Origin of the sequence: Streptomyces composti (assembly GCF_012034205.1) — a bacterium.
Classification (GTDB): Bacteria; Actinomycetota; Actinomycetes; order Streptomycetales; family Streptomycetaceae; genus Streptomyces; species Streptomyces composti.
Genome location: NZ_JAATEM010000003.1, coordinates 105,876 through 117,946 on the forward strand (window position 1 = coordinate 105,876; position 12,071 = coordinate 117,946).

The window sequence follows — 12,071 nt, forward strand, 5'->3', positions numbered from 1 at the left end:
CCGATGTCCTTTCCTCTGCTGACAGCGACAGCGGCGCTCCCGGCCGTCGGGGCGATCGCCACGGCCGCCGTGCCGGCCGCTCGGCGCACCGCCGCCAAATGGCTCGCGCTGCTCTTCTCGCTCGCCACCCTGGTGCTCGCGATCGTCGTCGCGGTGCGGTTCGACCCGGGCGGCGCGCGCTACCAGCTCACCGAGTCCCACTCCTGGATCGCCGACTTCGGCGTCCGCTACGAACTGGGCGTGGACGGCATCGCGGTGGCGCTGATCGCGCTGACCGCGCTGCTGATCCCGTTCATCGTCCTGGCGGGCTGGCACGACGCCGACCCGCTGGAGACCGGCAGCAGGCGCTGGCGGCCCACCCAGGGCTTCTTCGCGCTGATCCTGGCCGTCGAGGCGATGGTGATCCTCTCCTTCGAGGCCACCGACGTCTTCCTCTTCTACATCTTCTTCGAAGCCATGCTGATCCCGATGTACTTCCTCATCGGCGGCTTCGGGGACCGGGCCCACGAGCACGGCGAGGAGAAGGCGGCCACCCAGCGCTCCTACGCCGCGGTGAAGTTCCTCCTCTACAACCTGGCCGGCGGTCTGATCATGCTGGCCGCGGTGATCGGCCTGTACGTGGTCGCGGGGAACTTCTCCCTCACCGAGATCGCCGAGGCCCGGGCGAGCGGTGAGCTGACCATGGCCACCAGCACCGAACGCTGGCTGTTCCTGGGCTTCTTCTTCGCCTTCGCGGTGAAGGCGCCGCTGTGGCCGCTGCACACCTGGCTGCCCAACGCCATGCAGGAGTCCACCGCCCCGGTGGCCGTGCTCATCACGGCGGTCGTCGACAAGGTGGGCACCTTCGCGATGCTCCGCTTCTGCCTCCAGCTCTTCCCGGAGGCCAGCAAGTGGGCGACGCCGGTGATCCTGGTGCTGGCGCTGGTCAGCATCATCTACGGCGCGCTGCTCGCCGTCGGCCAGCGCGACATCAAGCGGCTGATCGCGTACGCGTCGATCTCGCACTTCGGCTTCATCATCATGGGCATCTTCGCGATGACCAGTCAGGGCCAGTCCGGGGCGACGCTGTACATGGTCAACCACGGCATCTCCACGGCCGTGCTCATGCTGATCGCCGGCTTCCTGATCTCCCGGCGCGGCTCGCGGCTCATCGCCGACTACGGCGGGGTGCAGAAGGTCGCCCCGGTGCTCGCCGGCACCTTCCTGATCGGTGGCCTGGCCACGCTGTCCCTGCCGGGGCTCGCCCCGTTCGTCAGTGAGTTCCTGGTCCTGGTCGGCACCTTCACGCGGTACCCGGTGATCGGCATCATCGCCACCTTCGGCATCGTCCTCGCCGCGCTGTACACCCTCGTCCTCTACCAGCGGACGATGACCGGCCCGGTCAGGCCCGAGGTCGCGAAGATGCCCGACCTCAGGGTGCGGGAGATCGCGGTGGTGGCACCGCTGGTGGTGCTGCTGATCTTCCTGGGCGTCTACCCGAAGCCCGTCACGGACATCGTGAACCCGGCGGTGAAGCAGACCATGTCCGACGTCGAACGCAAGGACCCCCAGCCCGAGGTGGAGGCGGCCAAGTGAGCGCAACAGCCGTCCACAGCCTGTGGACAACGGCGGCCACCGCGGCCGATCCGATCTCGAAGATCGACGCACCGAAGATCGAGTACGGGCAGCTCGCGCCCACCCTGATCGTCGTCGGCGCGGCGGTCATCGGGGTGCTGATCGAGGCGGCCGTCCCCCGCAAGTCCCGTTACTACGCCCAGATGTTCGTCGCCACCGTGTCGCTGGCCGCCGCGTTCGCCGCGGTGGTGGCGCTCGCGGCCGACGGATACGCCACGACCAAGGCGGGCATCGCCGCGATGGGCGCCCTCGCCGTCGACGGACCGGCCCTGTTCCTGCAGGGCACGATCCTGCTGACCGCCCTGGTCGCCCTGTTCACCTTCGCCGAGCGGCGGCTCGACCCGATGGCCCACGGCAACCGGGTCGACTCCTTCGCCGCCCAGGCCGGGGCCGTGCCGGGCAGCGACGCCGAGAAGCGGGCCGTCAAGGCCGGGTTCACCACCACCGAGGTGTTCCCGCTGCTGATGTTCGCGGTCGCCGGCATGCTGGTCTTCCCGGCGGCCAACGACCTGCTGACGCTGTTCGTGGCCCTCGAGGTCTTCTCCCTGCCGCTGTACCTGCTGTGCGCCCTGGCCCGCCGCAAGCGGCTGATGTCGCAGGAAGCGGCCGTGAAGTACTTCCTGCTCGGCGCCTTCGCCTCCGCCTTCACCCTGTTCGGCATCGCCCTGCTCTACGGCTACGCGGGCTCCATGTCGTACGCCACGATCGCGCAGGTCGTCGACGGCACCGTGCAGGACGTCACCCCGGCGCTCGCCGGCACCATGGGCAACGACGCGCTGCTGCTGGTCGGCGCCGCGCTGCTGGTGATGGGCCTGCTGTTCAAGGTCGGCGCCGTCCCGTTCCACATGTGGACCCCGGACGTCTACCAGGGCGCCCCGACACCGGTGACCGGCTTCATGGCGGCGGCCACCAAGGTCGCGGCGTTCGGCGCGCTGCTGCGGGTCCTCTACGTGGTCCTGCCGGGCCTGCGCTGGGACTGGCGGCCGGTGATGTGGGCGGTGGCGATCGTCACCATGCTCGCCGGTGCGATCGTCGCCATCACCCAGACCGACATCAAGCGCCTGCTGGCCTACTCCTCGATCGCCCACGCCGGCTTCATCCTCGCCGGTGTGATCGCCGCCAACCCGGAGGGCATCTCCTCGGTCCTCTTCTACCTGGCCGCCTACTCCTTCGTGACCGTCGGCGCCTTCGCGGTGGTCACCCTGGTCCGCGACGCGGGCGGCGAGGCGACCCACCTCTCCCGCTGGGCGGGTCTCGGACGCCGCTCCCCGCTCACCGCGGCGGTGTTCGCCGTCTTCCTGCTCGCCTTCGCCGGTATTCCGCTGACCTCCGGCTTCGCCGGAAAGTTCGCGGTGTTCAAGGCGGCGGCCGAGGGCGGCGCGGTTCCGCTCGTCGTGATCGGTGTGATCTCCTCGGCGATCGCGGCGTTCTTCTACATCCGCGTGATCGTCCTGATGTTCTTCAGCGAACCGAGGCCCGAGGGCCCGACGGTGGCGGTCCCCTCCCCGCTGACCATGACCGCCATCGCGGTCGGCGTCGCCGTCACCCTGGTCCTGGGCGTGGCACCCCAGTACTTCCTCGACCTCGCCGGAGACGCGGGAGTGTTCGTGCGCTGACCGACGTTCAGGTCCAGCGGTACCGGGGCCCGTCCTCCCTCGGGGAGGGCGGGCCCCGGTCACGTCACTGGCCCCTGGCCCACCAGACCTCGAAACGCCCGGTGCGCTGTGCGACCCGTTCACCGAAGACGAGGCTCGTCTCGTAGATCCGGGAGGGATCGTTGTCCTCGGTCGTCATCTCATAGCTGACGGCCTCGTCGAAGACGACGAAGTTCTTCACCGCGTCCCGCCGGTCACGGGCCTCCAGCGTCGACAGCACCAGCGTGCGCACATCGATGCCCAGGCTCTTCTGCCGGTCCAGCATCTCGGTCATCTCGGCGTCGAGGTCACCGGGGGTGTTGAGGATGATCAGACGCCGTACCCGCACGCCTCGCTCCACGGCCTCCTCCTGGGCGGCCTCGTAGTGCCGGCCGAGATCCGTCTCCCAGAAGCCCCGGTCGACGGAGGTGCTCACCGCGTCGATGGAGCGGCTCGCGCAGCGGGTCAGATTGAGCAGCCAGTCGCGGTCCTCTCCCCGGTAGTCGGCGTGGTTGCCGCGCAGCGCCTCCACCAGGGCGGCGGTGCGCCGGATCTCGGCGCGGACGAAGCCGTAGACGAAGTCCGGGCGGCCGGAGTCCAGTTCGGCGACGCTGTTCGCCAGCTGGCGCACCTCCGCCGCACCCACCGGGGATACGTCCAGCCGGGAGAACAGCCGGGTGGTCTCGTTGAAGCCGACCAGACCGCGGTCCAGACGCCGTTCGAAGTCGGCCAGCTGCTGGACGACGAAGGAGGCCCCGCCGATGAACAGAGACATGGTGATCTGCCAGATCTCCGGCTGGTCGGCGATCTCGGTGATCAGGTAGGTGAGGCCGCCGAGCACCACGGTGACGACGACTCTGACGACTACTTCGGATATCCGGCGCGTCGGCCGCATGCTTCCCCCGCTTCCGATTCGTTCGTCCAACGGCACCGCACGGGACGCGGTGTCCGGTCCCTGACGTGCTGTGCCAGCGCCTGCCACTGACGGGTGAACCCCGGTGTCCGCTCGAGGGCGTGCCAGAGCGGGGCCAGCCGCTCGTCCAGGCGGACACCCGGCATCCACAGGTGCAGCAACTGGTCGACGACCCAGCGCAGGACGCGGCCCGAGCCGGCTTCGGGCGGGTCCCCGGGAGGATGCTCCTCCAGCACCGCGATCAGCGTGGTCAGCAGCCAGTCGTGCAGCGCGAGATCCGCGCAGAACGCGGCCACGGCATCGGGGGGAGCGTCGTACGGCAGCCGCAGCCGGGCCGTCCGCAGCTCATCACCCTCGATGGTGAACCGCTCCAGCCGCGGGGCCTCCGCGTCGGCGGCCCACAGCGCCACCCAGCGCAGCCGGGTCCGCGGCGTGGGCAGCGGCTCCTGCCGGTCCGGCAGAGGATGCCGCAGCACCTCGGTGAGCAGGCGCTGCGCGATTAGCCCGAGATCCAGCTCGCCCGGACCGCCACCCGCGAGGAACCCGCGGGCCACCGCCCCTTCGGGCAGTTTGCCCAGCGGTTCGACCACGCCGGGCCGGGTCAGGTAGTGCCCCCAGGGCCGCCGCCCGTCCGGGCCGGCGGCCGTCGCGCCGGTGCGGGCGTGTGCCTGGACGACGCGCCCTCCGGTGACCGAAGCCTGGGAGAGCACCGTGCCGACGGCACGGACCCTGGTGCCGTCGGGCGTGGGCAGCGCACAGTCCACGCCGACCGGCCGGGGCGGCGACAGGGCATGGGCGTTGGGCCGCGCGGAGACGTGGACCGGCTCGTCCGGGCGCAGCTCCAGCAGCCGTGCGGTCTCCGCCGCGCGCAGCGGGCGGGCCGTGGGCAGCAGCCGGGTGCGCACCTCGCCGCCGAGCAGCACCATGTCCGCCGCCTCCGCCGGTACCCCCATGTCATGGCCCCGGATAGAAGATGTACGAGGCCCGTTCCGCCACCGAGTCGGGCAGGTGGACCCCCTCGGCGGCAGACCGCTCGGCCACCTGGTGCAGCGCCTCGGCATCCACCTGGATCTGCTCGAGGATCACCTGGACCGCGTGCTCCACGGGCAGATAACCGGACGGCAGCAGCGAGCAGGTGCGGTACGCGGCGAAAGGCGCGGCCTTCGGATTCAGCTGCAGCACGACGGGCAGCTCCTCCCAGGTCCCGGGCAGCGAGCCGTCCCACGGGTGCGGACGCAGCACCGGGAGGCCGTGGTGCCGCAGCAGGCCCAGGCGCAGCAGTTGCCACACAGCGGCCAGAAAGGCGCAGGAGAAGGTGCGTCCGGCGCCCTGGCCGTCCCACAACTCGGCGTCCAGGAACACCGAATGGCGCCGGGCTGCGGTCTCGTGCGGCGGATGCCAGCCGGACGGGGCGGACGGGTCCGCGTGCGGTCCGCTCGCGGGGCTGCGCCTGCCGTTGGCGAGCCAGCCGGTCTCCGCGGCAGCCGGACGGACGCCGTTGCTGCCCGGCGGTGGCGACTCGACCAGGCGCCCCGCCACGGACCGGGCCAGCGGAAAACCGTCCGCCTCGGCCAGCCCGGACTCCCGCACCAGGTAGTCGATGCGGAGGCCGGCCCGCTCGGCCTCGCCGATCAGCGCCGGTACGACATCCGCGGGCGAGGAGAAGGGGGCGAAGTAGTCGTCGACGAGGAAACAGGTGCTCACCCGTGGGCGTCTGCCGCCCGTGGCGCGGGCGGCGGAGACCGCGACGGCGTCCACCCAGGGCCCGGCCTCTGCGAAGTGCGCCCGTAACCGGGCCGCCTCGTGCGCGAAGTCCTCGGCGTACAGATGCCCCATCTCCAGGGACACATGGGACAGCGGCACCGAGTGGGTACGTGACTGGTCCGGGAACTCACGGAACACGGCCTCGGTCACATCCCCTCCCCCTGCGTCTCTTCCGGCCGGAACGCCGGCCGGCCGCGCGGCCTACCGCCCCGCCCGGCGCCGCCCGCAGGCCAGGATCATTCCCGCGTATCCGTCCCGCAACGCATGCCCGTCGCGGAACCGCCGTACGTGCAGGTCCTCTTCGGCGTACGCGGCAAAGCCCTCGCGCACGGTGTCCTCGTCGACATGGCACTGCGGGTAGGAATGGCTTCCCACGTAGTAGCCCCGCTGCTCCGCCATGAACGCCGCGGCGAAGGGCGCGCCGGGTATCAGGCTGTGCATGAAGCAGCGCACGGCCTCCCGGAACAGATCGAGCGAGGCGGTGATGGATTCGGCGGTGAAGAACATCGTGCCGATGCCCCAGTGCTGCCCGGGCAGCAGGAAGACGTCGCCCTGCTCGACGCGGGTGGTGGCGCGCATCCGCCGTCGCGGACAGGGGATCTCGGTGTAGGGCCCGGCCTCGCACAGGACGTCCCAGAAGGCGTCCCAGTTCTGGTCGTAGTCCCGGATGTGCGAGCGCAGCCATTCGACATTGGCCCGGGCGCGGTCGATCAGGGTGATCTCGTCGCACCAGGGCAGGAGCATCAGTGCCGGGTAGAGGTTCGCCCCGCTGCCCACGTCGATGCCGGAGAGCGGTGCCGGCGGGGGCGCGTCGCGCCGCTGGAGACACCGGCGGAAGTGGGCGCTGCCCGCCCGCAGGATGGACGCGTCGTCGGCGTGGAGGACCTTGTAGTTGAGGCTGACATAGACGTCCGGATCGAACGCCTCCCATGCGGGAGCCTCGACGAGCCGGGCGGGACGTGCTTTCGCTGCGTCGTGCGTCCTTCGCTCATCCATCCGTCGAGCGTACGGGACCGTGGCCGCCCCGTCCGGGGGTCTGCCGCACCGGGACGGGAGCACAGGGGCGCATGGGGGCGCATGGCCCGTCGGCAGCGGGGGAGCGGGGCGAGCAGGTGGGGGCGGCGTGGGGACCGCCGGGGGCGCAGGGGCCTGTGGACAACTGCGGGGGGTGTCGTCGGGGAGCCCTATCGTGGACGGCGTGGTCGAGGGACGACGTGCGGGGGACGAGACGATGGGTGGGACGGGCGGTGTCGCCGGGATGGCAGAGACGGCAGAGACGGTGGAGACGGCAGCGGCGCGGAGCGAGGCGCTGCGGGCGTTGCACCGGGTCTTCGGGTACGAGGCCTTCCGCGGCGAGCAGGAGGCGGTCGTCGAGCATGTGGTGGCCGGGGGCGACGCGGTCGTCCTGATGCCCACCGGGGCCGGCAAGTCGCTGTGCTACCAGATTCCCGCCCTGGTCAGGCCGGGCACGGGAGTCGTCGTCTCCCCGCTGATCGCCCTCATGCAGGACCAGGTGACCGCGCTGCGGGCGCTGGGCGTGCGGGCCGGTTTCATCAACTCCACGCAGGACGTCGACGAGCGGCGCGTGGTGGAGGCGGAGTTCCTGGCCGGCGAGCTGGATCTGCTGTACCTGGCCCCGGAGCGGCTGCGGCTCGACGCCACGATGGAGCTGCTCTCGCGCGGCAAGATCTCGCTGTTCGCCATCGACGAGGCGCACTGCGTCTCGCAGTGGGGCCACGACTTCCGGCCCGACTACCTGATGCTGTCCGTGCTCGGCGAGCGGTGGCCGGACGTCCCCCGGATCGCCCTGACGGCGACGGCCACCCGGGCCACCCACCGGGAGATCACCGAGCGGCTCGGCCTCGAGGGCGCCCGGCACTTCGTGGCCGGCTTCGACCGCCCCAACATCCAGTACCGGATCGTGCCCAAGGCGGATCCGAAGAAGCAGCTGCTGCACTTCCTGCGCGAGGAGCACGCGGGCGACGCCGGCATCGTGTACTGCCTGTCGCGCAACTCGGTGGAGAAGACGGCCGAGTTCCTCACCCGCAACGGCATCGAGGCGGTGCCCTACCACGCGGGGCTGGACGCGGCCGCGCGCGCCGAGCACCAGGCGCGGTTCCTGCGGGAGGACGGGCTGGTCGTGGTGGCGACCATCGCCTTCGGCATGGGCATCGACAAGCCCGACGTCCGCTTCGTCGCCCACCTCGACCTGCCGAAGTCCGTCGAGGGTTACTACCAGGAGACGGGACGCGCGGGCCGTGACGGGCTGCCCTCCACGGCCTGGATGGCCTACGGCCTCAACGACGTCGTGCAGCAGCGCAAGCTGATCCAGCTCGGCGAGGGCGACGAGGCGTTCCGGCGCCGCGCCAACCAGCACCTGGACGCGATGCTCGCGCTGTGCGAGACCGTGCAGTGCCGGCGCGCCCAGCTGCTCGCCTACTTCGGGCAGGACCCCGACTCGCCGTCCTGCGGCAACTGCGACACCTGCCTGGAGCCGCCGGAGACCTGGGACGGCACGGTGGCGGCACAGAAGGTGCTCTCCACCGTGGTGCGGCTGCACCGGGAGCGCGGGCAGAAGTTCGGCGCGGTGCAGATTACCGACATTCTGCTGGGCCGGCGCACCGCCAAGGTCATCCAGTTCGACCACGACCAGCTCTCCGTGTTCGGCATCGGGCAGGAGCTGGGCGAGGCGGAGTGGCGCGGTGTGGTGCGGCAGCTGCTGGCCCAGGGACTGCTCGCGGTCGAGGGGGAGTACGGCACGCTGGTGCTGACCGAGGCCAGCGGGGCGGTGCTGCGCGGCGACCGGAAGGTGCCGTTGCGCAGGGACCCGAAGAAGCCGGTCGCCGCGCGGCCGGGCGGCGGAGCCTCCGGTTCCGCGCGGGGCGAGCGCAAGGCGAAGGCCGCGGCGGCGGAGCTGCCCGAGTCGCTGGTCCCGGCCTTCGAGGCGCTGCGCGCCTGGCGGGCGGAACAGGCACGGGAGCAGGGCGTCCCCGCCTATGTGATCTTCCACGACGCCACGCTCCGGGAGATCGTCACGGTGTGGCCCACCTCCGTGCGGGAGCTGGGCGGCATCAGCGGGGTGGGCGAGAAGAAGCTGGCGACGTACGGGGAGGGCGTGCTGGCGGTGCTGGAAGGGCTGGGCGGTCCGTCGGGCGGTCAGGCCGGTCGGGCCGGTGAGGACGGTGAGGCGGATGAGGCCGGGGTGGTCGGGACGTCCGGAACGGCGGGGGCCGGGAAGGTGACGGACGTCGCCGCGGAGGACGCCGGGATGTGGCCCGCCGCGGAGGAGGAGCCGGAACCCGAGCTCGACTGGTGACCAGGCCAGAACAGAACAGGCCGAAGGAGGGTGGACCGGACCAGCCCGGTCCCTGCCGGGCGGGGTGAGCCGGTAGGGGTGAGCCGGTGGGGGACGGTCAGGGCAGGGCCGTCAGACCCGGGGCGAAGGTGATCAGCAGGGGCAGCAGCGGGATCAGGGACGCCGCGGTCGTCGTCAGCGCCCGCCGCCGGCGGTCGAGGCGGGGCGGCGGCTCGAGCAGCCGGTCGACGCGCTCACCGAGCAGGCGGTGACTGGAGGCGCAGGACAGCACGCCGCGGTGCTGGTTGAGCTCGATGAGTGCCAGGGCCGTGGTCAGGTGGCCGCAGCGGCGGGAGGCGGTGTCGTCGGCGGCCAGTTCGACCAGACGGTGGGCCTGGTCGCAGAAGTGCGCGAACAGCGGGATGCGCGGGAATCCGGTGGCCAGCGCGGTGGACAGGTGCAGCAGCCAGTCGTGGCGGGCGCGGGCGTGGCCGCGCTCATGGGTGAGGACCGCGTCCAGCTGGTGGTCGGTGAGCCGGTTCAGCGCCCCGGTGGTGACGATCAGCTGCGGCGGGTGGCCCGGCATCCACCAGGCGTCCGGGTACTCGTCCTCCAGCACCAGCAGCGGACCGCGGGCACCGGGCAGACCCGCCGGCAGATCAGGGGCGCGTTCCCGGAGATGCTGCCGTGCCCTGACGCGGCGCCTGCGGGCCTCGACCAGCTCCCGCCCCAGCATCGCCGTGGTCCAGGCGGCCCCGGCCGCCAGCAGCACGGTCAGCACGGTCGCCCAGGGCGAGGCGGAGGACAGATCGTAGGCCGCGGTCACCGCGGGCGGCGCCGGGGCGAACAGCTGGGCGCGGACGGTGCCGAAGACCGCGGCGGCTCCCAGCGCCAGCGCGGTCACGCAGCACAGCAGCACGGTGGCGACCAGGCACTGCCACACCCACAGCGCCACCACCGGCTCCCGTTCCGGCCACTTCGCCCGGGTCAGCACACGGGGGACGGGCACGGCGGCCGTCAGGGCGACCACGCTCAGCAGGAGCAGGCAGACGGTCATGCCACGGGCTCCGGATCTCGTCGGAAGGGCGGCTTCGGGTCGTGCGGGCTGGTCGGGCCGTGGCGGGGCACGGCTCGTGCGTGGGGGCGGGCGGCGGTGCCGGACGGTACGGACACGGCACACCGCCCGGTGCCCAGTATGACGGCGCCGGGCGGTGTGAGGCAGGGGTCGGAGGCGAAGCCGGTGACGGGAGTGGCCGGCCGCGAGCCGGGCGGGGGCCGGCGAACGCGCCCATGCAGAAGCCGCCGCACGGCCGTCGGCCACTGCTCGGGCCGCCGGCCCGTGCTCGGGCCGGCGTGCGGCGGCCGGGCCGTCGCACGAGCCCCCGTCGGGCGGGCCCCCGCCGGGCCCGTCGGTCAGCTCGCGGGGACGATCCGGCCGGTGACCTCGCCGAGGCCCACCCGGACCCCGTCCGGGCCGGGCGCCCAGGCGGACAGCGTGACCACGTCGCCGTCCTCCAGGAAGGTCCGTTTGCCGTCGGGCAGCTCCAGCGGCTCACGGCCGTTCCAGGTCAGCTCCAGCAGGGAGCCGCGCTCCCGCTCGGCGGGACCGCTCACCGTGCCGGAGCCGTAGAGGTCGCCGGTGCGCAGCGAGGCGCCGTTGACGGTCATGTGGGCGAGCTGCTGGGCAGCCGTCCAGTACATGGTGGAGAAGGGAGGCTCGGCGACGACATGGCCGTTGATGCTGACGGACATCCGCAGGTCGTAGCCGCCCGGCTCCTCGTCCGAGTCGTCCAGGTAGGGCAGCAGCTCGTGGGTGCGCTCCGGCGGCGCCACCCGCGCCGCGTCCAGGGCGTCCAGCGGGGTGATCCAGGCCGACACCGAGGTGGCGAAGGACTTGCCGAGGAACGGGCCGAGCGGGACGTACTCCCAGGCCTGGATGTCCCGTGCCGACCAGTCGTTGAGCAGGCACAGCCCGAAGACGTGGTCGCGGAAGGCGCCGAGCGGCACCGGACGTCCCATCGGGGAGGGCACGCCGACGACGAAGCCGACCTCGGCCTCGATGTCCAGCCGCACGGACGGCCCGAACACCGGCGCGGGGTCGGACGGCGCCTTGCGCTGGCCGGCGGGGCGGACCACGTCGGTGCCGGACACCACGACCGTGCCGGAGCGGCCGTGGTAGCCGATCGGCAGGTGCTTCCAGTTGGGCGTCAGCGAGTCCGGGGCGTCGGGGCGGAAGATCCTGCCGACGTTCCTGGCGTGGTTCTCCGAGGCGTAGAAGTCCACATAGTCCGCGACCTCGAACGGCAGATGCAGGGTGACCTCGGACAGCGGGTGGAACAGCGGCTCGACCGTCTCCCGGTGTGCCGGGACGGTCACCCAGGCCGTGATCGCCCTGCGCACGTCCGACCAGGCGGTGCGGCCCGCCGCCAGGAGCGGGTTGAGCGTCGGACGGGCGAGCAGGGAGGCGTAGGGGGAGCCGAGGGCGTGGGCCGCCGCGCCGGCGTCGAGGACATGGTCGCCCAGCCGGACTCCCACGGTCCGCTCCGACGAGCCGGGGGGCGAGAACACGCCGTACGGCAGGTTGTGCGGGCCGAAGGGATCGCCCTCGGGGACATCGAAGGGGGGCATCGGGTGCTGCCTCACTTTCGTCTGCGCAGGTGCTCCACGAGACCGTGGCCGAGCCAACGTTACGGGTGCCGGCGTGGTCTTGGGCAGAGCCGGGGTGGTGGTGCGGGGGCGCACGGGGCTGCTGAGCTGGGCCGGTACGCACGCCGGGCACGTGTGCCGCTTCCCCTTGCGTACCGGAAGTTATCCACAGCAGGGGATGCAATCTTGACGGAGCGGTGCGAAG

The 12,071-nt window shown here is 72.2% G+C and carries 9 protein-coding genes; 3 read left to right on the plus strand and 6 right to left on the minus strand.

All coding sequences use genetic code 11. The annotated features are described in order from the left end of the window. Positions 1-3 precede the first annotated feature (3 nt). Both HCJ93_RS03570 and nuoN read left to right on the plus strand, forming a co-directional pair. The gene (locus HCJ93_RS03570; protein ID WP_167990984.1) at positions 4-1,575 is read left to right on the plus strand and encodes an NADH-quinone oxidoreductase subunit M; all 1,572 of its coding nucleotides are present in this window, start codon (positions 4-6) and stop codon (positions 1,573-1,575) included. Then, positions 1,572-3,230, plus strand: a complete 1,659-nt coding sequence (nuoN, locus tag HCJ93_RS03575) for an NADH-quinone oxidoreductase subunit NuoN (RefSeq protein WP_167990985.1) — start codon at positions 1,572-1,574, stop codon at positions 3,228-3,230. Before HCJ93_RS03570 ends, nuoN begins: the two co-directional genes overlap by 4 nt. Before the next feature lie 64 nt (positions 3,231-3,294). Here the strand turns inward: nuoN and HCJ93_RS03580 are convergent, their stop codons facing one another. Genes HCJ93_RS03580 through HCJ93_RS03595 form a run of 4 tightly spaced genes read right to left on the minus strand, consistent with a single transcriptional unit; the run spans position 3,295 to position 6,921 of the window. Beyond that, on the minus strand, positions 3,295-4,143 hold the full coding sequence (locus HCJ93_RS03580) for a phospholipase D-like domain-containing protein (protein ID WP_167990987.1): 849 nt from the start codon (positions 4,141-4,143) through the stop codon (positions 3,295-3,297). Next, positions 4,113-5,114 carry an SCO2521 family protein gene (locus HCJ93_RS03585; protein WP_240967423.1) on the minus strand — a complete coding sequence of 334 codons (1,002 nt, stop codon included), beginning with the start codon at positions 5,112-5,114 and terminating at the stop codon, positions 4,113-4,115. Before HCJ93_RS03585 ends, HCJ93_RS03580 begins: the two co-directional genes overlap by 31 nt. Position 5,115: 1 nt before the next feature. Further along, positions 5,116-6,075, minus strand: coding sequence for an SCO2522 family protein (locus HCJ93_RS03590; protein WP_167990989.1), 960 nt, complete (start codon positions 6,073-6,075; stop codon positions 5,116-5,118). Between the two features lie 51 nt (positions 6,076-6,126). Then, complete coding sequence (locus HCJ93_RS03595) at positions 6,127-6,921, minus strand: SCO2525 family SAM-dependent methyltransferase (protein WP_167990991.1); 795 nt, start codon at positions 6,919-6,921, stop codon at positions 6,127-6,129. A gap of 235 nt (positions 6,922-7,156) precedes the next feature. Between HCJ93_RS03595 and recQ the strand changes: the two genes are divergently transcribed. Next, the gene (gene recQ / locus HCJ93_RS03600; protein WP_167991209.1) at positions 7,157-9,241 is read left to right on the plus strand and encodes a DNA helicase RecQ; all 2,085 of its coding nucleotides are present in this window, start codon (positions 7,157-7,159) and stop codon (positions 9,239-9,241) included. 97 nt (positions 9,242-9,338) lie between these two features. Here the strand turns inward: recQ and HCJ93_RS03605 are convergent, their stop codons facing one another. Continuing rightward, positions 9,339-10,277, minus strand: a complete 939-nt coding sequence (locus HCJ93_RS03605) for a M56 family metallopeptidase (RefSeq protein WP_167990992.1) — start codon at positions 10,275-10,277, stop codon at positions 9,339-9,341. Positions 10,278-10,633: 356 nt separating this feature from the next. Next, positions 10,634-11,848: a fumarylacetoacetase gene (gene fahA / locus HCJ93_RS03610; RefSeq protein WP_167990994.1), complete on the minus strand. Its 1,215-nt coding sequence runs from the start codon at positions 11,846-11,848 to the stop codon at positions 10,634-10,636. Between the last annotated feature and the right edge of the window lie 223 nt (positions 11,849-12,071).

Bases quoted from the DNA above. Each gene is read 5' to 3' on its own strand.
- HCJ93_RS03570 (WP_167990984.1), top strand. From the start codon at position 4: ATGTCCTTTCCTCTGCTGACAGCGACAGCGGCGCTCCCGGCCGTCGGG.
- HCJ93_RS03580 (WP_167990987.1), bottom strand. From the start codon at position 4,143: ATGCGGCCGACGCGCCGGATATCCGAAGTAGTCGTCAGAGTCGTCGTC.
- HCJ93_RS03585 (WP_240967423.1), bottom strand. From the start codon at position 5,114: ATGGGGGTACCGGCGGAGGCGGCGGACATGGTGCTGCTCGGCGGCGAG.
- HCJ93_RS03595 (WP_167990991.1), bottom strand. From the start codon at position 6,921: ATGGATGAGCGAAGGACGCACGACGCAGCGAAAGCACGTCCCGCCCGG.
- recQ (WP_167991209.1), top strand. From the start codon at position 7,157: ATGGGTGGGACGGGCGGTGTCGCCGGGATGGCAGAGACGGCAGAGACG.
- HCJ93_RS03605 (WP_167990992.1), bottom strand. From the start codon at position 10,277: ATGACCGTCTGCCTGCTCCTGCTGAGCGTGGTCGCCCTGACGGCCGCC.
- fahA (WP_167990994.1), bottom strand. From the start codon at position 11,848: ATGCCCCCCTTCGATGTCCCCGAGGGCGATCCCTTCGGCCCGCACAAC.